The sequence below is a fragment of the Pseudomonas sp. FSL W5-0203 genome (genome assembly GCF_001896155.1).
Classification (GTDB): Bacteria; Pseudomonadota; Gammaproteobacteria; order Pseudomonadales; family Pseudomonadaceae; genus Aquipseudomonas; species Aquipseudomonas paracarnis.
Genome location: NZ_MPOR01000011.1, coordinates 22,404 through 41,682, shown reverse-complemented (window position 1 = coordinate 41,682; position 19,279 = coordinate 22,404). Strand labels below are relative to the sequence as shown.

Below are 19,279 nucleotides of genomic sequence, written 5' to 3'. Positions count from 1 at the left end.
AAGAGGTAGGCCATGGCCATGGATCAGAAAGCGCGATCTGCAAAGAGCGCGGCGAAACGCAAGGAGCTTGGCGAGGAAGAGCTTCGGCACCGGGTACGGGCTGGCGAGAAGCAGATGCTCTCCGATCTCATGGCCTGGACTGAAGACACCGAACAGGCATCCGTGATGGCCGGCTCCCTTCGCTATGTCCACTCCCTCGGCAGAGAAGGTGCGCGTGAAGCGCTTCGTTCGCGCCACAAAATAGAAGTTAACGAAAACGTGGCGGCAGAACTCTACGCCATAGGCCAGCGCCAAGCATCACGGCTCGACGCCGAAGAAGCATAACCCACCCTACTCGCTGCATCCGGTAACGCGGAGGGCGGCGCCTGACTGGAGATAATCCATGAGCAAGCCAAAAGTCGATCCGGCATCGCGTAAGGTGCTGGCCTACTCCGTAGAGACCAACGACCCAGAAGAATCCAACATCCAGTTCGCCACCTCGAATGCAGCCGCTCGACGCCAGGGTGCAGACGAGATTGGCACAGACTTCGGCGCAGTGTCCTGCCGGCGCGCGCATTGGGCTGACCAATATGCAGGCCACCGCTTTATCCCGGCGAAGGCCTACATCGATGCCGGCTGGTGGTTCGGCTGCAACCATTGCGGCGCCCGGTGCGACAGTGATGCCAGCTACTGGGATGAAGAAACCGAAACCGATATCGCACTGGACCTGGTGTTCGATGGCCGTGTCGTTTACTGCTCGCCCGAGTGTAAGACTGGGCATGAAGCCGAGGTGGCGGCACGCAATGCCAGATTCGAAGAGTTCAAGGTTAGGGTGGCGGCCGCCAGGCCTGGGGTCACCTTCACCGAGTTCACCGGTGGTTACCCATGGTGCGGCAACAAAGGACTGTTCAATTTCCCCGGCGCTCAATACGGCGGCTCAGTGACCGACTCAGAAGAAAGCACGGAGCTGAAATGGTATGTGGCCCAAGGTGATAAAGCAGCCTGGGACTACTTCATCGCCGAGCAGTCAGTAGCCTGATACGGCTCCATTCCCGCCAGGTCACGCCACCGTGCAAGATCAGCGATCAGCTTGAGCCCCTGGCGCACCTCTACCTCCAGCGCTTCATCAGGAAGGCTGAGCAGCCGCACAACCTCATCGCCGATAAGGCGTATCGCTTCCACATCGGTTTTCGTGCTCATCGCAGTCACCGTCAGGTTTTTTGCTGAGTGCAGATCATCAACCCAATTTACGAATCACGCCAGCCGGCGAGGATCCCCTATGTCCGCACAACAGATCGACGAAAAGAAACTCGAGCGCGCGATCCGCAAGATCAAGCACTGCCTGGCACTGGCCCAGAGCGCCAACGAGAACGAAGCCGCCACGGCTTTGCGCCAGGCCCAGTCCTTGATGCGCGAGTACCGGCTGACCGAAATGGATGTGAAATTGAGCGACGTCGGTGAAGTCGAGTCGAACCTTTTCCGCGCCAAGCGTCGGCCGGCATGGGATCAGCAACTGAGCATCGCCGTAGCGGATGCATTCAACTGCACGACCCTGCGGCGCAGGAAGTGGAGTTCTGCGAAAGGGCAAGTCATCGAGTGCGCAACATTCGTCGGCGTTTCTCCGGCTCAGAACATCGCGATGTATGCGTATGAGTCCTTGCACAGAAAGCTCACCCAGGCGCGCAAGGAATACTGCTCTGCGGTCAGGTCCGGCGCTCGCCGAAGCGATTACTCGCCCGAAACTGCCGGCGACCATTTCGCGCTGGCGTGGGTGTGGGAGGTCCAATCGAAGCTGAAGGCGCTTGTGCCTCAGGCTGATGATGATCCGACCGGCCAGTCCTACACCGGCCAAGACCTCGTCGCGATTCACGCGCAGGACAAGGCATTGATCTGCGAATACCTCGCCACTCAGGACATCAGAGAGTCACGGAAAAGCAAGGGCGTCGAGCTGGATATGAGCGCCCAGATCGCCGGCATGCTCGCCGGTAGCAAGGTTGAACTGCACGCCGGCATCGCGCGCGGCGGAGAAGACATCCTTGCGCTATCCGAAACCGCCTGATTCACCCCACTCCACCGCCCGGGCATGACCCGGATAGGACGCCCCATGCCTAAAGAAAATAATCCTCCGGTGCTCTATCTGGCGCCGCCATGCTTCGAAGCGTCTCCTGACGGCCGCACCTGGGCCGCTCACGACGTGTTCGACACATGTGAATGTGGTTCTAAGCCAGCGCGTTATGTCCTGAGCAACGATCCGTTGCCCGGCGTCACGCTTCAGGTCGACCGCGCCAACCGCCTTTACCTGGCCGGACCTATGACCGGTCTCGAAGACTTCAACTTCCCCGCCTTCAACAAGATGGCCGCCGAGCTGCGCGGCCGTGGCTACGTGGTCGAGAACCCTGCGGAGCACGGCGTCGTCGCCGGTGCTGACTGGGCAGACTACATGGCCTACGACCTGACTCGCCTGGGACTGTGCGGGCAAGTGGCGCTGCTGCCGGGCTGGGAAAACTCTCAAGGGGCAAGCCTCGAAGTTTTGATCGCCCACCGCCTCGGCATGACGGTTGTGAATGCCCATGATCTGGTATCGATGGAGATTGCAGGATGAGCGGAATACAAAGTTTTATGGTCCTTGGCATCGACCTCTGCGACTTCGATCCAGCAACAGATGGCGAGTTGCGCGATGAGCAAGTGCTTGTCGTGTTTTCGTCGGACCTTGACCGGGTCACAGCCGAGCGTGACGCCCTGCAGCAGCGCCTGAACGCAGCGGATCAGCGGGAAGATGCGCTGGGCAGCCTGGTGCCGGAGGCAGAGCTGGCATTGAAGGCGCTGAATGTCGCCGTCAGCGTTTACGACGTGGAGCTAGCAGACAGTGCGCGACGCGGATTGCGATTGATCATTGCCGCACTCAAGCCAGCAGAGGCAGCACGGTGCGCAAACTGCGACAGGGCCACGGTTGAGCAGTGCGACGACGCCGGATGCGGGTTTCTCGGCGCTGGTAATGGTGCTCCGGAATGAAACCCCGACTCCCCGCCTACTGCTGGTGCCTGCTGGCACTGGCACAACTGATTTGCTGAAACCTCTGTAGCCCCTCCCCCTTCAAAGTCAGCCGCTATAGCGGCAAGGACGAACTCGCCCAATGAAAGTTACCGACGCAGAAATCCTGCAGGCCATCTGGCGCGCGCAGGTCAAAAAAACAGCCCGGGGTGTAATCGACAACTACATCGGCGGTACCAAGGGCCTGAGGCGTGATAGCGAGCAGGACCGCCACTATGCCCAATACCAGTACATGATCGGTCGTGGGAACCTGGGTATTGCGCTTGGCAAGGGCCAGCTCGCTCGGCGCTTAAACGCTTTGATCGGCGGGGAAAATCTTCTATGGCAAGGATCGCCTGGGCATGTCTACGAGTTCCGCACTGAGGCGGCCATGGACGTTTTCCGCTTTGCACGTATCTGGTGGGCAGGCCACGGAGTGCCGAGCGGCTGGGATGCGGACAATCAGTGTATGCGCACCATGCGGCTCGATAATTACGACACGCTCGCCGCCCAGCTCGAACAGGAACTACTGGAGCGCTACGGCAATTTGACGGTGACGCCATGATCGCCCCCCTCTGGTTCGCCTACGTGTTCATCTACAAGGGGCCAAGGCCATGAAGCGGTTCTTCCGGCGCAAGGTCGAGGCATGGCTGATCCTGCTGGCAGCCAAGATCCTGATCGATCGCAACGTCCAGCGCGCAGCAGTGGTATCCCGCCGCGACAACAACGACATGTGGAGCATGGCCGAAAAGCTTGAAGCCATCGCCCAGCGCATCAGCAAGAACTACCCCTAACCCCAATCCCCCTACATGCCTGCCGGTGAGCGGCGGGCGAGGTATTCCTATGTCCGACTTTCAAACGGAAACCATGCCCGTAGCGCGCAAGCAGCACAAATGCTGTGAATGCTATGGGCCGATCCAGCCTGGCCAGCAGTACCAGCTAATCAGCGGATGCTGGGAGGGCGACATGGAAACCTTCAAGACTTGCTCGTCCTGCATGGCCGCGCGCTCATGGGCAACCGCACAACCTGAATGGATGGGAGACGGTGAGCACCTCTATTACTTCGGTCAACTGGAGGAGGACTTGTCGTACACGGCGCCTGAGATTCCACCAGGTGACGGGCGCCGGTTCAAAGCGTACCGCTTTCAGCTGCAAATCACGCGGCGGCGCATGGCCGCAACTGCATCGCGCAAAGCGGCGTAACCCTCACCCACCTTCAGCCGCCCAGCGCGGCAAGGACACCCCATGTTCGCAATAAAACTCACCCTGCTCATTGTGGGCATAACGCTGTACGTGTCCGGCACCGTCTGCTGGATCTTCTGGATCGCACCCGAACTGGTCATGGACGGAGAGACGTCCGACCTTCTCTACGCATTCGGCGGTACCTGCGCCTGGATGCTTTTCACCTTCGGCATGATCGTTCACATAATCAAGACAGCGCGGCCCACGGCCGGCGGGAGTTAGGCATGGGCGCGCAACAACTGATACCGCGGTTCATTCGAGCAAAGGAAGCGCCTGGGTACCTGGGCATGTGCCGGGCAATTTTCGACGAGACCGTCAGGCCCTTCGTCAGCGAGTTCCCCATCGGCGGGCGCGGCGTTGGCTTTGATCGACAGGAGCTTGACGACTGGGCCACGGCGTACGTCGAGGCAAAGGCGATTGATAAAAAAGGCGCAACGGAGCAACAATCGCCCCGCAGCGAGCGCCAGAAAGGAGATAAATCATGGCGCGAAAATCGATCACAGGGCTCTCCGAGAGGAAAGGCATCTGGCATATCGACAAGAAAATCAACGGAGAACGACTTTACGAAAGCACTGGAACTGGTGACCGGGAAGAAGCGGAGCGCTACCTGATCTTCAGGCTGGAGCAGATCCGGCAGCAAAAGGTGTACGGCGTGAAGAAGGTCAGAACCTGGCGGGAGGCGGCGACTCGCTTCCTACTGGAGTTCAAGGACCAGCCGTCAATCAAGCTGTCGGCACACCACCTTTCCCAGCTGGACCCCTTCATAGGCGACATGCCACTGACGCACATTGATGACCAGGCGCTGGTGCCATTCATCAAGGATCGGTTAGCGACGAAGAAGATTGAAGGCGGAAAGGTGAAGAAGGGTGTCAGCAACAGAACGGTGAATATCTCGATCGAGCGTGTGGTTCGGGTTTTATCGTTGTGTGCCAGGAAGTGGCGAGACGATGAGCGCAGGCCGTGGCTGGATAGCGTGCCGATGCTCACGAAGCTGGAAGAGAAGAAGTCGAGCCGCAAGCCTTACCCCATGTCGTGGCCGGAGCAGTCGATTCTCTTTGCTGAGTTGCCGGCTCACCTGCAAACGATGGCGCTGTTCAAGGTGAACACCGGCACACGGGAGCAGGAGGTCTGCAAGCTGAGATGGGATTGGGAGATTGCGGTACCGGAACTGGGCACCAGCGTATTTCTGATACCCGCCGACTTTGGCGGTCGGCATGAGCGCTCAGGCGTGAAGAACGGTGACGAGCGGCTGGTGGTGCTGAACAGTGTGGCCAGGTCGATCATCGAGAAGCAGCGCGGCATCAGCAAGGAATGGGTTTTCCCATACAACGGCACCGCGATGCACCGCATGAACGACTCGGCCTGGAAGAAGGCGCGGGTGAGAGCGGCGAAACTCTGGCAGGAGGAAAACCTTCGCCCCGCTCACCCTGGGTATGCATCCATCAGGATCCATGACCTTAAACACACGTTTGGCCGTCGGCTGCGAGCAGCAGGCGTGACCGAGGAAGACCGCAAGGCCCTTTTGGGGCACAAGAACGGCAGCATCACCAGTCACTACTCGGGCGCTGAGCTCGGGCATCTGATTGAAGCTGCGAACATGGTATCAGCAACCGATTCTCGCGGACCGGTGCTGACAATCTTGAAGAGGAAGCAGGCGTGAAAAAACGACAAGTCACGCAAATGTCACGCACATGAAAAAGGCCAATGCTGTGAACATTGGCCTAAGTCATTGAATAATATGGTCGGGACGGAGTGATTCGAACACTCGACCCCTAGCACCCCATGCTAGTGCGCTACCGGACTGCGCTACGCCCCGACTAGGCGTGTTACTGGGTTCGCTTCTTAACGAAGCGAACCGGAATATACCGCAAGCTTTTGAAATGTGGAAGTATTTTTAAAGCTTGAATCATTTTTTCAGCACCACCAGTACATCTTCCAATTCGGAGATCATCTGGCGGATCAGTTGCTTGTATTGGGTGGTGTCGTCTTTGGCTTCATCACCGGACATACGCTGGCGTGCGCCGCTGATGGTGAACCCCTGGTCGTACAGCAACGCGCGGATCTGTCGGATCATCAGCACGTCCTGGCGCTGATAATACCGACGGTTCCCGGTGCGTTTGACGGGGTTGAGTTGAGGAAACTCCTGCTCCCAATAGCGCAGCACGTGCGGTTTTACCGCACACAGCTCGCTGACTTCACCAATGGTGAAGTAGCGTTTGCCTGGGATGACGGGTAGCTCGTCGTTATGACTTGGTTCCAGCATAAGCCTCAACTCGGGCCTTCAACTTCTGCCCTGGACGAAAGGTGACCACACGGCGAGCCGTGATCGGGATTTCTTCTCCCGTTTTTGGATTGCGGCCAGGCCGCTGGCGTTTGTCTCGCAGGTCAAAATTGCCGAAACCGGACAATTTGACCTGTTCGTTGTCTTCCAGAGCGTGTCTGATCTCTTCAAAAAACAGCTCAACCAATTCCTTGGCCTCGCGCTTGTTCAGACCCAACTCTTCGTACAGACGTTCCGCCATCTCAGCTTTCGTCAAAGCCCCCATACGTCACTTCCTTAACGTGGCGTTCAACCTTTGTTCGAGCGAGGTGAGGATATTTTGCGTCGTGGTATTCACCTCATCGTCATTAAGAGTGCGCGATGGATGCTGCCAGGTCAAGCCAACTGCAAGGCTTTTTCTATGCGGATCAATGCCTTTACCCTGATAGACGTCAAATAGCCTGAGGTCTGTCAGCCATTCCCCTGCATTTTCACGGATTACATCCAGAACTGCAGTGGCAGCGACTTCACGGTCGGCAATCAGGGCCAGGTCGCGACGCACTTCAGGGAAGCGCGACAACTCGCTGAATTTAGGCATCTTGCCCGACGCAACTTCAGCCAAGACTAGCTCAAACACAAAGACTGGACGGTCCAGCCCCAAGGTTTTCGACAGTTCTGGGTGAATGGCGCCCACGAAGCCTACCAAGCGACCTTCACGCTCGATACGTGCAGTCTGGCCTGGATGCAAGGCTGGGTGGCTACCCGGCGCGAACGTAAAGGCGTCCAGCGCACCGGCAAAGCCGAGCACCGCTTCCACGTCTGCCTTGACGTCGAAGAAGTCCACGACCTCACGGCCTTGCGCCCAGCCTTCTGGCAGACGGCTGCCGCAAACGACGCCCGCCAGCATCGGCTCTTGCTTCAAGCCATCAAGCTGGCCGACGAAACGCAAGCCGCTTTCGAACAGACGCACGCGGTCTTGCTGGCGGTTCAGGTTGTGGGAGAGCGCCTTCACCAGGCCCGGCCACAGCGACGAACGCATGGCAGCCATATCGTTGGAGATCGGGTTGGCCAGCAGCAACGGCTCAACGCCAGGGTTGAACAGTTCGAACTGTTTGGGATCAATGAAGCTATACGTCACGGCTTCCTGGTAACCACGGGCAACCAGCAGGCGACGCAGTTCAGGCAGGTGCGCACGCGCTTCGGCCTTGGGTTGCGGTGCCAGGCGTGCTTGCGGATAGCGAACCGGCAGACGGTTGTAACCGTACAGGCGCGCCAGCTCTTCGATCAGGTCGACTTCCAGGCTGATGTCGAAGCGATGGCTAGGTACCGCAACTTGCCACTGCCCTTCCCCGCCCGCGGAAATACCCAGGCCGAGCGCGGACAGCAGTTGCTCGATTTCAGCCGGTTCGATGACTAGGCCGAGCATTTGCTCAACGCTTTTGGCACGCAGGGTGATCGGCGCAATCGACGGCAGGTACTGTTCGCTGACGGTTTCGGTGATCGGGCCGGCTTCGCCACCGGTGATTTCCAGCAGCAGGCCGGTGGCGCGCTCCATGGCTTCACGGGCGAGCTTCCAGTCCACACCACGCTCGTAGCGGTGCGACGCATCGGTGTGCAGGCCGTAGGAACGAGCCTTGCCAGCGATCGCGATCTGGTCGAAGAACGCGCTTTCAAGGAATACATCACGAGTGGTAGCGGATACACCGCTGTGCTCGCCACCCATCACGCCGGCAATCGCCAGGGCGCGAGCGTGGTCGGCGATGACCAGGGTGTCGGCACGCAGGCTGACTTCCTGGCCATCGAGCAGTACCAGTTTTTCACCCTCTTCGGCCATACGCACGCGGATGCCGCCGTTAATTTCGGCGAGATCGAAGGCGTGCAGCGGCTGGCCGAGTTCCAGCATCACATAGTTAGTGATGTCGACGGCGGCGTCGATGCTGCGCACGTCGGCACGACGCAGGCGCTCGACCATCCACAGCGGGGTTGGCTTGGACAGGTCGACGTTACGGATCACACGCCCCAGGTAACGCGGGCAAGCGTTGGGCGCCAATACTTCAATCGAGCGTACTTCGTCGTGTACCGCAGGTACGGCAGCGACCGCTGGACGGGTGACAGGCGCGTTGTACAGCGCACCCACTTCACGGGCCAGGCCAGCCAGGGACAGGCAGTCGCCGCGGTTGGGGGTCAGGTCGACCTCGATGCTGGCGTCTTCCAGTTCCAGGTAAGCACGAATGTCCTGACCCACTGGCGCGTCGGCCGGCAGCTCCATCAGGCCATCATTGCCCTCACCCACTTGCAGCTCGGCCTGGGAGCACAGCATGCCGTTGGATTCAACGCCACGCAGCTTGGCCTTCTTGATCTTGAAGTCGCCCGGCAACTGGGCGCCGATCATGGCGAACGGGATCTTCAGGCCCGGGCGCACGTTAGGCGCTCCGCACACGACCTGAAAGGTTTCCGAGCCGTTGCTGACCTGGCACACACGCAATTTGTCGGCATCCGGGTGCTGCTCGGTGCTCAACACCTCGCCCACCACCACACCACTGAAAACACCGGCGGCCGGCGTAACGCTATCGACCTCAAGACCGGCCATCGACAGACGAGCAACCAACTCGTCGCGATCTACCTGCGGGCTTACCCAGCCACGCAGCCATTGTTCACTGAATTTCATCCTGCTCTCCTAAAGATTCGTTACGACTAGCGAAATTGCGCGAGGAACCGCAAGTCGTTGTCGAAGAACAGACGCAAGTCGTTCACGCCGTAACGCAGCATGGCCAGACGCTCAACGCCCATGCCGAAGGCAAAGCCCGAGAACTCTTCCGGGTCGATCCCGGACATGCGCAGTACGTTGGGGTGAACCATGCCGCAGCCCATCACTTCCAGCCAGCCGGTCTGCTTGCACACACGGCAGCCTTTACCGCTGCACATCACGCATTCCATGTCGACTTCGGCGGATGGCTCGGTGAACGGGAAGAACGAAGGACGGAAACGTACCGCCAACTCTTTTTCGAAGAACACCCGCAGGAATTCTTCGATGGTGCCTTTGAGGTCGGCGAAATTGATATCGCGATCAACCAGCAGGCCTTCGACCTGGTGGAACATCGGCGAATGGGTGATATCCGAGTCGCTACGGTACACACGGCCTGGGCAGACAATGCGGATCGGCGGCTTGTTCGCTTCCATGGTGCGGACCTGTACCGGCGAGGTATGGGTGCGCAGCAGCATGTTGGCGTTGAAATAGAAGGTGTCGTGCATCGACCGGGCCGGGTGATGGCCTGGGATGTTGAGCGCCTCGAAGTTGTGGTAGTCGTCTTCGACCTCAGGGCCTTCGGCAATGCCGTAGCCGATGTGGGTAAAGAACTGTTCGATACGTTCCAGAGTCCGGGTGATCGGATGCAGACCGCCCGAGGCCTGGCCACGACCAGGCAAGGTCACGTCAATGGACTCGGCGGCGAGCTTGGCCGCAAGATCGGCCTCCTCGAGCGACGCCTTGCGCGCATTGAGAACCTCTGTGACACGCTCCTTGGCGACGTTGATCAGCGCACCGACTTGCGGACGCTCTTCAGCAGGCAGATTTCCCAGGGTCTTCATCACCTGAGTCAATTCACCTTTCTTGCCAAGGTAGTGAACCCGGATTTGCTCCAGGGCATTTACATCTTCAGCGCTTTGCACAGCCTCAAGGGCTTGGGCGACGAGCGCGTCCAGGTTTTCCATGTACAGACTCCAGATACAAAATAGGGGAAGAGCTTGAAGGCTCTTCCCCTATTTATGACGTTTACCACCTTGGGCCACAGGAGTAGCCCAGGGTGACTGTCGGGGGTACTTAAGCCAAGGAGGCTTTAGCTTTCTCGACAATCGCAGCAAACACCGCTTTTTCGTTCACGGCCAGTTCAGCCAGAACCTTACGGTCGATTTCGATGGACGCTTTTTTCAGGCCAGCGATGAAACGGCTGTAGGACAGACCGTTAACACGTGCACCAGCATTGATACGAGCGATCCACAGAGCGCGGAACTGACGTTTTTTCTGACGACGGTCGCGGTAGGCGTATTGGCCTGCCTTGATTACCGCTTGCTTGGCAACACGGAATACGCGTGAACGCGCGCCGTAGTAGCCTTTAGCAAGTTTCAGAATTTTTTTGTGACGCTTACGGGCCATGACGCCACGCTTTACACGAGCCATGAGTTACTTCCTCTATTCTTGAACCAAAATTAACGAAGGCGCAGCATGCGCTCGACTTTTGCCACGTCAGACGGATGCAGCAAGCTGCTACCGCGCAGTTGACGCTTACGCTTGGTCGACATTTTGGTCAGGATGTGGCTCTTGAAAGCGTGCTTGTGCTTGATGCCGTTAGCAGTTTTCAGAAACCGCTTAGCAGCACCACTTTTAGTTTTCATCTTTGGCATGTTCGGTACTCCGCATTCAGTTGATAAACATAATCAGAAGGCCTGCCGTGCCCTGTTGATTACTTCTTCTTTTTCGGGGCGATGACCATAATAAGCTGGCGTCCTTCCATCTTAGGATGCTGTTCGACCGAACCGTACTCGAGCAGGTCAGCTTCAACCCGCTTGAGGAGTTCCATCCCCAGCTCCTGGTGGGCCATCTCACGGCCGCGGAATCGCAAGGATACCTTGGCCCTGTCCCCATCACTCAGGAAACGTACCAGGTTGCGCAGTTTTACCTGGTAATCCCCTTCCTCCGTCCCTGGACGAAACTTGATTTCTTTTACTTGAATCTGCTTCTGGTTCTTCTTCGCTGCGGCAACCTGCTTCTTCTTTTCGAAGATCGATTTGCCGTAGTCCATCACCCGACAAACAGGTGGGATTGCATCGGCGGAGATTTCCACCAGGTCCAGCTTGGACTCTTCTGCAATACGAAGCGCTTCATCAATCGAGACGATGCCAATCTGCTCGCCATCAGCGCCAATTAACCGAACCTCGCGTGCCGAGATATTCTCGTTGATCGGGGCTTTCGGTGCAGCTCGTTTATCTTGTCTCATTTCACGCTTAATAATAATTACTCCGAATCTGGGCGACCACGCCGGGAAACCGCTTGCGCGAGGAACTCAGCGAACTGGGCGACGGGCATCGAGCCCAGGTCAGCACCTTCACGAGTACGCACAGCGACAGTCTGCATCTCGACTTCCCGATCTCCGATAACCAAGAGATAGGGAACCTTGAGCAAGGTATGCTCGCGGATTTTAAAGCCGATCTTTTCATTTCTCAAGTCGGACTTGGCACGAAACCCGCTTTCGTTGAGAGTTTTTTCAACTTCAGCGGCAAAATCTGCCTGTTTATCAGTGATATTCATGATCACTGCCTGAGTCGGAGCCAGCCACGCAGGGAACGCGCCCTCGTAGTGCTCGATCAGGATACCGACGAACCGCTCGAACGAACCGAGGATCGCCCGGTGCAGCATAACCGGGTGTTTACGGCTGTTGTCTTCGGAGACGTATTCGGCTCCCAGACGGATCGGCAGGTTAAAATCGAGCTGCAGGGTACCACACTGCCAGACACGGCCAAGGCAATCTTTGAGCGAGAACTCGATCTTCGGACCGTAGAAGGCGCCCTCACCCGGCTGCAGATCGTACGCAAGGCCCGCACTGTCGAGCGCAGCGGCCAGTGCCGCTTCAGCGCGATCCCACAGCTCGTCGGAACCGACGCGCTTTTCCGGACGAGTGGACAGCTTCATCTCGACTTCGGTAAAGCCGAAATCGCGATAAACGTCCATGGTCAGCTTGATGAACGCTGCGGACTCGGCCTGCATCTGCTCTTCGGTGCAGAAGATGTGGGCGTCGTCCTGGGTGAAGCCACGCACGCGCATGATGCCGTGCAGCGCACCCGATGGCTCGTTACGGTGGCAGGCACCGAATTCGGCCAGGCGCATCGGCAACTCGCGGTAGCTCTTCAGGCCCTGATTGAAGACCTGCACGTGGCACGGGCAGTTCATCGGCTTGATGGCGTAGTCGCGGTTTTCCGACTGGGTGGTGAACATGTTGTCGGCGTAGTTGGCCCAGTGCCCGGATTTCTCCCACAGGCTGCGATCGACCACCTGTGGAGTCTTGATCTCCAGGTAACCGTTTTCGCGCTGCACCTTGCGCATGTACTGCTCAAGCACCTGGTACAGGGTCCAGCCATTCGGGTGCCAGAACACCATGCCCGGCGCTTCTTCCTGAAGGTGGAACAGGTTCAGGCGCTTGCCGATCTTGCGGTGGTCGCGCTTTTCGGCTTCTTCGATGCGCTGGATGTAGGCGGCCAGCTGTTTCTTGTCAGCCCAGGCAGTGCCGTAGATCCGTTGCAGTTGCTCGTTCTTTGCATCGCCGCGCCAGTAGGCACCGGACAGCTTGGTCAGCTTGAACGACTTGAGAAAGCGCGTGTTCGGCACGTGCGGGCCACGGCACATGTCGACGTATTCTTCGTGGTAGTACAGGCCCATGGCCTGCTCGTCCGGCATGTCTTCCACCAGGCGCAGCTTGTAGTCTTCGCCACGCGCGGTAAACACGTCGATCACTTCGGCACGGGGGGTGACTTTCTTGATGACGTCGTAATCTTTTTCGATCAGCGCGTGCATGCGCTGCTCGATGGCCGCCAGGTCGTCCGGAGTAAAAGGACGCTCATAGGCGATGTCGTAATAGAAGCCTTCTTCAATGACCGGGCCGATCACCATCTTGGCGGTTGGATACAGTTGCTTGACCGCATGGCCAATCAAGTGCGCGCAAGAGTGGCGAATGATCTCCAGCCCCTCTTGGTCCTTGGGCGTGATGATTTGCAGGCTGGCGTCGCTGGTGATCAGGTCGCTGGCGTCAACCAGCTTGCCGTCGACCTTGCCGGCCACGGTGGCCTTGGCCAGGCCAGCACCAATGGATGCGGCGACCTCGGCTACGGAAACCGGATGATCGAATGAACGTTGACTGCCGTCGGGAAGAGTAATAGTTGGCATGGCGCCTCCTCTCCTAGTGGTGACCCCTACCAAAGGTCACGTGGGTTGGGATGAGCCAGTACAAGATCCAACACCAGGCCGTTCAATGAAGAACGCCTGCCTTACAGCGGCAGGAGCCTTTCGGCCAACCGATAATCGAACCAGAGTGACTGGAGTGAACAAAAAGGACCTGGCAAGGCGGCAAATGGCGCGCCCGGAAATAGCCAGGCAAGGATGCTAGCACAGATGAACGGTCATCGCGTCGGCCAAGCGTTGGGTAAAGAGCAATTCATGGCTTTATAGCTGCGAAAGTGAACTTGAGCTGTACGCAGGGCCTCAAAGCCACTGAGAATCGCCGTTCGTCCTCGACCCAAAGGAGCATCCCATGATGCGTTTTACCTCTACCCTCGCTGTCGCCGCTACCCTGAGCCTCCTTTCCCTCGGCGCGCAGGCTGCAGCGCCTTCCAACTGGCCAGCCGGCGCCCGTGACGCCTTCGTCAACGACTGCAGTGCCGCCGCCAGCCAGAACGTGGACGTCAAGACCGCCAAGGCCCACTGCGAATGCGGCGCTGACAAGATCAATGCCGAATTGAGCACTGCCGAGATCAAGGAATTGATGACCAACCAGAACGCCAGCCCGGAGCTTAAAAACAAAGCGGTCGCGGCTATTTCGTCCTGCAAAGTGGTGAAGAAAAAGTAAGATTGGCTGACGATTCGACGGCCATTTCGCTGGAAAAACAGCCTGAAAACTGCCATTTCACACAAATTATGCAGGTTTTACGGCTTTTTTTAACAGCTGATATTTCGTCGCAAAGCCCCGTAAATCGGGGCTTTCAGCCGAATGATAAATCAAACGCAAAGCGATTGATTAGCAAACAGTGCCTTGGGGGGGCTCCCAAGCCGAACATTTCGACTATGATAGCCCAGTGTGCCCAGTTGGCCTGAGCAGCACAGCACTACTGAAAATATATGTTTCTTGGAGATACACCATGTCTAATCGCCAAACCGGCACCGTTAAATGGTTCAACGATGAAAAAGGCTTCGGCTTCATCACTCCTACAGGTGGCGGTGACGACTTGTTCGTACACTTCAAAGCTATCGAAAGCGACGGTTTCAAAAGCCTGAAAGAAGGCCAAACCGTTTCCTTCGTGGCTGAGAAAGGCCAAAAGGGTATGCAAGCTGCACAGGTTCGCGGCGAGTAATTCTCCGCTGAGCTAAAAAAACCCCGTCCATGTGACGGGGTTTTTTATGGGTAATGCAAAAGCCGTATCAGCCGCAGTTAACCCGGTTGATCACCAGATTGTTGTCGGTGTTCAGGTTCAAGCGGTCGGAGCGATATTCCAGCGTGATCATGTCATTGGGCTTGAGAATGCGTGCATTCTGCGCGCCGGCACGTGTGCGAGCTTGCTCCAGCAACTGGGGCGAGGCCTTCTGGCCGATGGCGAACTCTGCAGCCTTCGACTCACAGCGGCTATGACCGGCATCGGTCGCAGTGGCAGCTTTGCCTGGCTCAGAGGCACCCGGGGTGCTGCAACCTGCCAACGCGAGCGCAGCCAACAAAGTACCGAATGATGCGAGCTTCCAAGGCATGAAGCCTCCTATGATAAAAAGTGGAGAGAGATCGTGCGACATCAGTCAAAGCGATTGGTTTCAAGACGTTAACCGCTTGTGGGCAAGTCTGCCTGACTCACTGCTGGCAAGCGCCCTGTCAATCGTGACTAGATATGAACGCACTTAGTAGATGTCGATATAGTCTGACGTCGCTGTAGGCCAATTCTGCTTCAGCGCGTTAAAAATCTGCATGACCCACACTTCATCACTGGCCGCCACGAGGCCGACATAACCGGAACCCTTGGCCCAGGTCTCCAGGCGAAACAGCAGGCCACCGATATCAGCCCCACCGACTACGCCGGAAGAAATGTAGGCAACGCCTGCCTTGCTCACCCGCAGCTGGGTATGTTCGTCGTCACTGGCGCTGCCAAGCAGTTGGCGCACGGCCTCCAGCGTCAGGTTGTCGGGGTTGCTCAAATCGATTTGCACGCGGTGTTTCCGGGCCATTTAACAGGCCGACAGTGTCGCACAGCCGCTGCTTCATGCCTAAGTAGCAGTGCCAAATGCCGTACAAAATGCTTAACTGCGCCCCTCTGGAACGGCGTTCCAGTGCACTACCCCGCATTTTCAGCCCGTGAGATTTCCATGACCACCGTAACGCTTCAAGCCGACATCAAAGCCAAGTGGCCCCAAGGGCAAAGCTCCTACAGCCCCGGAAGCCCGGAAGAACTGGCGATCATTGGTATCGATCTGTTGGTCAAGGAACTGGGCACCCAGGCGGCGCAAGCGTTCATCGGCCAGATATTCGAGAAATACCCGGCCGACTACAGGGGCGCCCAAGAGCGCGATTAGAACCGGGCGACGAGTGCCGCCCCGCTAACTTACTTCAGACGCGCCAGGCGCTCGGTCAACAGATCGAAGAAGCCCTGGGCGTCGCCATTCTCAACCCAGAACACATTCTTTGGCTGCTTGAGCCCATCGTACCAATCGACGATGGTCTGGCCGAAGGTCGGGCCTTCGCGGCTGTCGACTACCATATTGGCCTCACGACCGCTGAACAGCGAAGGCTTGAGCAGGTACGCCACCACGGTAGCGTCATGGACCGGGCCACCCGGAATGCCGTAGTGCTCCATATCGCCTTTGACATACTCATTCAGAATACTGCTGACGACCTTGCTCGCGTTGTTGTTCAGGTCCGCAATCTTCTTCAGGCGGGCGTCGCTGGTGAGGACTTTATGGGTCACGTCCAACGGCAGGTAGGTCAACTTCACACCGCTTTTGAGCACGATCTCCGCCGCCACCGGATCGGCGAACAGGTTGAACTCAGCCACTGGGGTGATATTGCCGCCATTGAAGTGGGCGCCGCCCATCACGACCACTTCCTTGATGCCCTGGGTGATTTCGGGCGCTTGAGTCAGTGCCAGTGCCAGGTTGGTCTGCGGGCCGAGCATGGCGATGGTGATGCTGTGCGGCTTGGCGCTGCTCAGGGTGTTGATCAGATAGTCGACCGCATTGCCTTCGGCCAGACCTTTTTTCGGTTCATGCACCGTGACGCCCGAGATGCCTTCCTTGCCATGAATATTCTCGGCGTAGATCGGTTTGCGCAGCAGCGGCGCTGGCGCACCGGCGTACACCGGGATATCCTCGCGCCCTGCCCACTCGCGCGCCAGGCGTGCGTTGCGGGAGGTCTTGTCCAGGCGCACATTGCCGGCGACGGTGGTCAGCGCACGAATGCTCAACTCCTGCGGCGAGGCCATGGCGAACAGCAAGGCCACCACGTCATCGGCACCCGGGTCGGTATCGATGATCAGGTCGATTTTTTCCGCCGCTTGGGCGCTTGCAGCAGTGAGCGCGGACAAAAGCAGAACACTCCGGAACAGGTTTTTCAGGGTAGGTAGACCACGTTGCATAAAGCACTCCTTGTCATTGGGGGGACGCTAGAACGTTACGCCGGACACCAGCGCGATATTGCAGTACGGCTGGCATTCGCCAGTGCGCACCACGGCGCGGGCATTGCGGCTCAATTGCTTGAATTGGTCATGGCTGAGCAGGCGGCGCTCACCCAGTGCAGCCTGCTCTGTGAGCGCATTTAGCGCGGTCAGCGCGGGCGGTTGCTTCAGCAGGATCTCTTCTGCCAGCACATGGCTTTCCACCTGCATTTCGCTAAGCACGATGCGCAAGGTGCTGATGAAGTCAGGGATGCCCTGAGTCAGTGCCAGGTCGATCAGTTCGACGCCGGGAGGCACCGGCAGGCCGGCATCGCCGATGACCAGGATGTCGCCGTGACCCAGGGACGCGATCACGCGCGACAGGGCGATATTCAGCAAAGGTGTCTTTTTCATGCGGGCACAAAACCTTGTACGTCGTGCAGCGTAGGAATGGAAGGCTGAGCGCCGGCGCGGGTCACTGACAATGCCGCCGCCACCTGGCCAAAACGGATCGCCCGGGCTTCGCTCTGGCCCGCGGCCAGCGCGGCGGCAAAGCCACCGACAAAGGTATCGCCAGCAGCGGTGGTATCCACCGCCTTGACCTTCGGCGCCACCAGGTGCTCAAAGCTCTGGCCGTCGGCAAACAGCGCGCCCTGGGCGCCCAGGGTGATGATGACCTTACCGGCGCCCGCCTGGATCAGCGCGGTCGCGGCGACCTTGGCGCTGTCGAGGGAGTCGACCGTCACGCCACTCAGAGCGCTGGCCTCGCTTTCATTGGGGATCAGATAATCGATCGAGGCATACCAATCAGCGGGCAACGGCCCGCTTGCCGGGGCCGGGTTGAGAATGACCGTCTTGCCCAGTTCGCGCCCCCGCTGGAGCGCATACCCAACAGTCTCCATCGGCACCTCAAGCTGGCAGATGATCACGTCTGCCGCCTGCAGCACAGCGTCGCACGTTCGCAGCGACGCAGGCGTCAGCTCACCGTTGCTGCCGGCCACAATGACAATGGCGTTCTGGCTGCTGTCATCGACCACGATCAATGCCACACCGCTGGAGCCGTCCACCGTGCTGACGGCCTGGCAATCGATCCCTTCCACCAACAGCGCATCGCGCAATTGGCTGCCATAGGCGTCGGTACCGATGCATCCCACCATGGCGACACTCGCCCCCAGGCGTGCCGAGGCGACGGCCTGGTTGGCGCCCTTGCCGCCGGGCACAGTGGAGAACGTCTGGCCGATCAGGGTTTCACCGGCACGCGGCAAGCGACTGGCGCGAGTGACCAGGTCCATGTTCAAGCTGCCTATTACCACTACTTTTGCTGGCATACATCAGTACTCATCAATTCGGTTCAGCGGTATTGGGCGAACACATCAGCCAATGGCGCAGTCGACTCACGCAAAACAATACTGGGCGTCACGATACGTTGATCGATCGGCAGTTGGGGTGTTGCTATTCGTTGCAGTAACAATTCGGCCGCAGTCTCGCCCAATTGCAGGATCGACTGGCCGACCGTCGTCAGCGCGGGGTAGACGTAGCGCCCCATCTGGATGTCATCGAAACCGATGACCGACAGCTCGCCCGGCACCCGCACATTGCGCTCGGCGGCGGCGCGCAGCACGCCAAAACCAATCATATCGTTGCTGGCGAAAATCGCGCTGGGCGGGTGTTGCGATAATAACTCTACGGCTGCGGCATACCCGCCCGTGCTGGTGAAATCGCTTTCCAGGGTACGACTGGCCAACACCTCGATGCCCGCCTCGCGCAATGCACGCTGGTAACCCGCCAGGCGCATCTGCGCCACGCGGGTATGCCCAGGGCCGCCGATACAGGCGATGTCCCGGTGCCCCAGTTCAAGCAAGTGCCGGGTCGCCAGGTAAGCGCCCTCTTCGTGATCGATGCGCACCAGGTCCACATCAATCCCATCCAGCGCCCGGTCGACAATCACCATGGGCGTGCGCACTGCACTCAAGCCCGCGGCAAGGCCACTGTCATCGCCGCCCACGGATGTCACGATCAAGCCATCGACGCGCTTTTCCAGCAACACGCGCAAGTAACTGCGCTGTTTCTCTGCGTCGTCATCCGAGTTGCAGAGGATCACGCAATAGCCATTACGCTCGCAGTAATCCTCGATACCCCGAGCCAGTTCGGCAAAATACGGGTTGAGGCTATTGGGCACCAGCAGGCCGATGGTGGCCGTGGTCTTGGCCTTGAGCGAGCGTGCGACGGCACTGGGCACGTAGTCCAACTGCTTGATCGCCGCCTCGACCTTGATGCGTACCGGCTCGCTGACTGGGCGCGTCTTGTTCACCACATGGGACACGGTGGTGTAGGAAATACCTGCAAGCGCTGCCACATCCTTGATCGTTGCCATGG

29 protein-coding genes and 1 tRNA gene are annotated in these 19,279 nt (G+C 58.6%); 14 read left to right on the top strand and 16 right to left on the bottom strand.

The window, feature by feature from the left end; all coding sequences use genetic code 11:
* Nucleotides 1–12: 12 nt before the first annotated feature.
* Together BOP96_RS12455 and BOP96_RS12450 are read left to right on the top strand one after the other, a co-directional pair.
* A complete protein-coding gene (locus BOP96_RS12455; RefSeq protein WP_073452846.1) occupies nucleotides 13–324 on the top strand; it encodes a hypothetical protein in 312 nt (103 codons plus the stop codon).
* Between the two features lie 58 nt (nucleotides 325–382).
* Nucleotides 383–1,018, top strand: a complete 636-nt coding sequence (locus BOP96_RS12450; RefSeq protein ID WP_073452844.1) for a hypothetical protein — start codon at nucleotides 383–385, stop codon at nucleotides 1,016–1,018.
* Here BOP96_RS12450 and BOP96_RS12445 read toward each other — a convergent pair.
* On the bottom strand, nucleotides 988–1,179 hold the full coding sequence (locus BOP96_RS12445) for a hypothetical protein (RefSeq protein WP_073452842.1): 192 nt from the start codon (nucleotides 1,177–1,179) through the stop codon (nucleotides 988–990). The two genes, BOP96_RS12450 and BOP96_RS12445, sit on opposite strands and share 31 nt — an antisense overlap.
* A 79-nt stretch (nucleotides 1,180–1,258) precedes the next feature.
* On the opposite strand from BOP96_RS12445, the gene BOP96_RS12440 reads away from it, so the two are divergent.
* The 9 genes from BOP96_RS12440 to BOP96_RS12400 all read left to right on the top strand — a co-directional run bounded on the left by BOP96_RS12440 (nucleotide 1,259) and on the right by BOP96_RS12400 (nucleotide 5,911).
* Entirely contained in the window at nucleotides 1,259–2,038 is a 780-nt protein-coding gene (locus BOP96_RS12440; protein WP_073452840.1) for a DUF2786 domain-containing protein, read from the top strand.
* Nucleotides 2,039–2,083: 45 nt separating this feature from the next.
* Complete coding sequence (locus BOP96_RS12435; protein ID WP_238346837.1) at nucleotides 2,084–2,581, top strand: DUF4406 domain-containing protein; 498 nt, start codon at nucleotides 2,084–2,086, stop codon at nucleotides 2,579–2,581.
* Nucleotides 2,578–2,991: a hypothetical protein gene (locus BOP96_RS12430; RefSeq protein WP_073452835.1), complete on the top strand. Its 414-nt coding sequence runs from the start codon at nucleotides 2,578–2,580 to the stop codon at nucleotides 2,989–2,991. The genes BOP96_RS12435 and BOP96_RS12430 overlap by 4 nt, the downstream gene beginning before the upstream one ends.
* Before the next feature lie 121 nt (nucleotides 2,992–3,112).
* Nucleotides 3,113–3,574: a hypothetical protein gene (locus BOP96_RS12425; protein ID WP_073452833.1), complete on the top strand. Its 462-nt coding sequence runs from the start codon at nucleotides 3,113–3,115 to the stop codon at nucleotides 3,572–3,574.
* Nucleotides 3,575–3,623: 49 nt separating this feature from the next.
* The gene (locus BOP96_RS12420) at nucleotides 3,624–3,803 is read left to right on the top strand and encodes a hypothetical protein (protein WP_073452829.1); all 180 of its coding nucleotides are present in this window, start codon (nucleotides 3,624–3,626) and stop codon (nucleotides 3,801–3,803) included.
* A 49-nt stretch (nucleotides 3,804–3,852) separates the two neighbouring features.
* Complete coding sequence (locus tag BOP96_RS12415; RefSeq protein WP_073452827.1) at nucleotides 3,853–4,212, top strand: hypothetical protein; 360 nt, start codon at nucleotides 3,853–3,855, stop codon at nucleotides 4,210–4,212.
* A gap of 42 nt (nucleotides 4,213–4,254) precedes the next feature.
* A complete protein-coding gene (locus BOP96_RS12410) occupies nucleotides 4,255–4,473 on the top strand; it encodes a hypothetical protein (RefSeq protein ID WP_073452825.1) in 219 nt (72 codons plus the stop codon).
* Between the two features lie 2 nt (nucleotides 4,474–4,475).
* Nucleotides 4,476–4,862, top strand: a complete 387-nt coding sequence (locus tag BOP96_RS30855; protein ID WP_238346836.1) for a hypothetical protein — start codon at nucleotides 4,476–4,478, stop codon at nucleotides 4,860–4,862.
* The gene (locus BOP96_RS12400; RefSeq protein ID WP_238346839.1) at nucleotides 4,748–5,911 is read left to right on the top strand and encodes a tyrosine-type recombinase/integrase; all 1,164 of its coding nucleotides are present in this window, start codon (nucleotides 4,748–4,750) and stop codon (nucleotides 5,909–5,911) included. The genes BOP96_RS30855 and BOP96_RS12400 overlap by 115 nt, the downstream gene beginning before the upstream one ends.
* 79 nt (nucleotides 5,912–5,990) lie before the next feature.
* Here BOP96_RS12400 and BOP96_RS12395 read toward each other — a convergent pair.
* The 9 genes from BOP96_RS12395 to thrS all read right to left on the bottom strand — a co-directional run bounded on the left by BOP96_RS12395 (nucleotide 5,991) and on the right by thrS (nucleotide 13,445).
* Nucleotides 5,991–6,067 (bottom strand) — tRNA-Pro (locus tag BOP96_RS12395).
* A 90-nt stretch (nucleotides 6,068–6,157) separates the two neighbouring features.
* Entirely contained in the window at nucleotides 6,158–6,514 is a 357-nt protein-coding gene (locus BOP96_RS12390) for a MerR family transcriptional regulator (protein ID WP_003174972.1), read from the bottom strand.
* Entirely contained in the window at nucleotides 6,495–6,797 is a 303-nt protein-coding gene (gene ihfA, locus BOP96_RS12385; protein WP_002553164.1) for an integration host factor subunit alpha, read from the bottom strand. The genes BOP96_RS12390 and ihfA overlap by 20 nt, the downstream gene beginning before the upstream one ends.
* A 3-nt stretch (nucleotides 6,798–6,800) precedes the next feature.
* On the bottom strand, nucleotides 6,801–9,179 hold the full coding sequence (gene pheT, locus BOP96_RS12380) for a phenylalanine--tRNA ligase subunit beta (RefSeq protein ID WP_073452819.1): 2,379 nt from the start codon (nucleotides 9,177–9,179) through the stop codon (nucleotides 6,801–6,803).
* A gap of 26 nt (nucleotides 9,180–9,205) precedes the next feature.
* Entirely contained in the window at nucleotides 9,206–10,222 is a 1,017-nt protein-coding gene (pheS, locus tag BOP96_RS12375) for a phenylalanine--tRNA ligase subunit alpha (protein ID WP_003192486.1), read from the bottom strand.
* A 109-nt stretch (nucleotides 10,223–10,331) separates the two neighbouring features.
* The gene (gene rplT / locus BOP96_RS12370; RefSeq protein ID WP_003192488.1) at nucleotides 10,332–10,688 is read right to left on the bottom strand and encodes a 50S ribosomal protein L20; all 357 of its coding nucleotides are present in this window, start codon (nucleotides 10,686–10,688) and stop codon (nucleotides 10,332–10,334) included.
* Between the two features lie 29 nt (nucleotides 10,689–10,717).
* On the bottom strand, nucleotides 10,718–10,912 hold the full coding sequence (rpmI, locus tag BOP96_RS12365; RefSeq protein WP_002553160.1) for a 50S ribosomal protein L35: 195 nt from the start codon (nucleotides 10,910–10,912) through the stop codon (nucleotides 10,718–10,720).
* A gap of 59 nt (nucleotides 10,913–10,971) precedes the next feature.
* On the bottom strand, nucleotides 10,972–11,523 hold the full coding sequence (infC, locus tag BOP96_RS12360) for a translation initiation factor IF-3 (protein WP_015884933.1): 552 nt from the start codon (nucleotides 11,521–11,523) through the stop codon (nucleotides 10,972–10,974).
* A complete protein-coding gene (gene thrS / locus BOP96_RS12355; protein WP_003192490.1) occupies nucleotides 11,523–13,445 on the bottom strand; it encodes a threonine--tRNA ligase in 1,923 nt (640 codons plus the stop codon). Before thrS ends, infC begins: the two co-directional genes overlap by 1 nt.
* Nucleotides 13,446–13,809: 364 nt before the next feature.
* Between thrS and BOP96_RS12350 the strand changes: the two genes are divergently transcribed.
* Together BOP96_RS12350 and BOP96_RS12345 are read left to right on the top strand one after the other, a co-directional pair.
* Nucleotides 13,810–14,124, top strand: a complete 315-nt coding sequence (locus BOP96_RS12350) for a hypothetical protein (RefSeq protein ID WP_019820908.1) — start codon at nucleotides 13,810–13,812, stop codon at nucleotides 14,122–14,124.
* 289 nt (nucleotides 14,125–14,413) lie between these two features.
* A complete protein-coding gene (locus BOP96_RS12345; RefSeq protein WP_003192493.1) occupies nucleotides 14,414–14,626 on the top strand; it encodes a cold-shock protein in 213 nt (70 codons plus the stop codon).
* 67 nt (nucleotides 14,627–14,693) lie between these two features.
* Here BOP96_RS12345 and BOP96_RS12340 read toward each other — a convergent pair whose 3' ends face one another.
* Together BOP96_RS12340 and BOP96_RS12335 are read right to left on the bottom strand one after the other, a co-directional pair.
* Nucleotides 14,694–15,014, bottom strand: a complete 321-nt coding sequence (locus BOP96_RS12340) for an I78 family peptidase inhibitor (protein ID WP_003192494.1) — start codon at nucleotides 15,012–15,014, stop codon at nucleotides 14,694–14,696.
* Between the two features lie 144 nt (nucleotides 15,015–15,158).
* Nucleotides 15,159–15,464: a hypothetical protein gene (locus tag BOP96_RS12335; RefSeq protein WP_014719123.1), complete on the bottom strand. Its 306-nt coding sequence runs from the start codon at nucleotides 15,462–15,464 to the stop codon at nucleotides 15,159–15,161.
* Between the two features lie 156 nt (nucleotides 15,465–15,620).
* Between BOP96_RS12335 and BOP96_RS12330 the strand changes: the two genes are divergently transcribed.
* A complete protein-coding gene (locus BOP96_RS12330) occupies nucleotides 15,621–15,827 on the top strand; it encodes a hypothetical protein (protein WP_014719124.1) in 207 nt (68 codons plus the stop codon).
* A gap of 29 nt (nucleotides 15,828–15,856) precedes the next feature.
* Here BOP96_RS12330 and BOP96_RS12325 read toward each other — a convergent pair whose 3' ends face one another.
* Genes BOP96_RS12325 through BOP96_RS12310 form a run of 4 tightly spaced genes read right to left on the bottom strand, consistent with a single transcriptional unit; the run spans nucleotide 15,857 to nucleotide 19,277 of the window.
* Entirely contained in the window at nucleotides 15,857–16,885 is a 1,029-nt protein-coding gene (locus BOP96_RS12325; protein WP_019820906.1) for a nucleoside hydrolase, read from the bottom strand.
* Between the two features lie 27 nt (nucleotides 16,886–16,912).
* Nucleotides 16,913–17,317, bottom strand: a complete 405-nt coding sequence (gene rbsD / locus BOP96_RS12320) for a D-ribose pyranase (protein ID WP_019820905.1) — start codon at nucleotides 17,315–17,317, stop codon at nucleotides 16,913–16,915.
* A complete protein-coding gene (gene rbsK / locus BOP96_RS12315) occupies nucleotides 17,314–18,231 on the bottom strand; it encodes a ribokinase (protein ID WP_019820904.1) in 918 nt (305 codons plus the stop codon). The genes rbsD and rbsK overlap by 4 nt, the downstream gene beginning before the upstream one ends.
* Before the next feature lie 23 nt (nucleotides 18,232–18,254).
* A complete protein-coding gene (locus BOP96_RS12310) occupies nucleotides 18,255–19,277 on the bottom strand; it encodes a LacI family DNA-binding transcriptional regulator (protein ID WP_014719128.1) in 1,023 nt (340 codons plus the stop codon).
* Between the last annotated feature and the right edge of the window lie 2 nt (nucleotides 19,278–19,279).

Coding starts and splice junctions, on each gene's coding strand:
- pheT (WP_073452819.1), bottom strand. CDS start 9,179: ATGAAATTCAGTGAACAATGGCTGCGTGGCTGGGTAAGCCCGCAGGTA.
- rplT (WP_003192488.1), bottom strand. CDS start 10,688: ATGGCTCGTGTAAAGCGTGGCGTCATGGCCCGTAAGCGTCACAAAAAA.
- BOP96_RS12430 (WP_073452835.1), top strand. CDS start 2,578: ATGAGCGGAATACAAAGTTTTATGGTCCTTGGCATCGACCTCTGCGAC.
- rbsK (WP_019820904.1), bottom strand. CDS start 18,231: ATGCCAGCAAAAGTAGTGGTAATAGGCAGCTTGAACATGGACCTGGTC.
- BOP96_RS12420 (WP_073452829.1), top strand. CDS start 3,624: ATGAAGCGGTTCTTCCGGCGCAAGGTCGAGGCATGGCTGATCCTGCTG.
- thrS (WP_003192490.1), bottom strand. CDS start 13,445: ATGCCAACTATTACTCTTCCCGACGGCAGTCAACGTTCATTCGATCAT.
- BOP96_RS12455 (WP_073452846.1), top strand. CDS start 13: ATGGCCATGGATCAGAAAGCGCGATCTGCAAAGAGCGCGGCGAAACGC.
- BOP96_RS12425 (WP_073452833.1), top strand. CDS start 3,113: ATGAAAGTTACCGACGCAGAAATCCTGCAGGCCATCTGGCGCGCGCAG.
- BOP96_RS12350 (WP_019820908.1), top strand. CDS start 13,810: ATGATGCGTTTTACCTCTACCCTCGCTGTCGCCGCTACCCTGAGCCTC.
- BOP96_RS30855 (WP_238346836.1), top strand. CDS start 4,476: ATGGGCGCGCAACAACTGATACCGCGGTTCATTCGAGCAAAGGAAGCG.
- BOP96_RS12340 (WP_003192494.1), bottom strand. CDS start 15,014: ATGCCTTGGAAGCTCGCATCATTCGGTACTTTGTTGGCTGCGCTCGCG.
- BOP96_RS12415 (WP_073452827.1), top strand. CDS start 3,853: ATGTCCGACTTTCAAACGGAAACCATGCCCGTAGCGCGCAAGCAGCAC.
- ihfA (WP_002553164.1), bottom strand. CDS start 6,797: ATGGGGGCTTTGACGAAAGCTGAGATGGCGGAACGTCTGTACGAAGAG.
- BOP96_RS12435 (WP_238346837.1), top strand. CDS start 2,084: ATGCCTAAAGAAAATAATCCTCCGGTGCTCTATCTGGCGCCGCCATGC.
- BOP96_RS12440 (WP_073452840.1), top strand. CDS start 1,259: ATGTCCGCACAACAGATCGACGAAAAGAAACTCGAGCGCGCGATCCGC.
- BOP96_RS12325 (WP_019820906.1), bottom strand. CDS start 16,885: ATGCAACGTGGTCTACCTACCCTGAAAAACCTGTTCCGGAGTGTTCTG.
- rpmI (WP_002553160.1), bottom strand. CDS start 10,912: ATGCCAAAGATGAAAACTAAAAGTGGTGCTGCTAAGCGGTTTCTGAAA.
- pheS (WP_003192486.1), bottom strand. CDS start 10,222: ATGGAAAACCTGGACGCGCTCGTCGCCCAAGCCCTTGAGGCTGTGCAA.
- BOP96_RS12445 (WP_073452842.1), bottom strand. CDS start 1,179: ATGAGCACGAAAACCGATGTGGAAGCGATACGCCTTATCGGCGATGAG.
- BOP96_RS12345 (WP_003192493.1), top strand. CDS start 14,414: ATGTCTAATCGCCAAACCGGCACCGTTAAATGGTTCAACGATGAAAAA.
- BOP96_RS12450 (WP_073452844.1), top strand. CDS start 383: ATGAGCAAGCCAAAAGTCGATCCGGCATCGCGTAAGGTGCTGGCCTAC.
- BOP96_RS12390 (WP_003174972.1), bottom strand. CDS start 6,514: ATGCTGGAACCAAGTCATAACGACGAGCTACCCGTCATCCCAGGCAAA.
- rbsD (WP_019820905.1), bottom strand. CDS start 17,317: ATGAAAAAGACACCTTTGCTGAATATCGCCCTGTCGCGCGTGATCGCG.
- BOP96_RS12310 (WP_014719128.1), bottom strand. CDS start 19,277: ATGGCAACGATCAAGGATGTGGCAGCGCTTGCAGGTATTTCCTACACC.
- BOP96_RS12330 (WP_014719124.1), top strand. CDS start 15,621: ATGACCACCGTAACGCTTCAAGCCGACATCAAAGCCAAGTGGCCCCAA.
- BOP96_RS12410 (WP_073452825.1), top strand. CDS start 4,255: ATGTTCGCAATAAAACTCACCCTGCTCATTGTGGGCATAACGCTGTAC.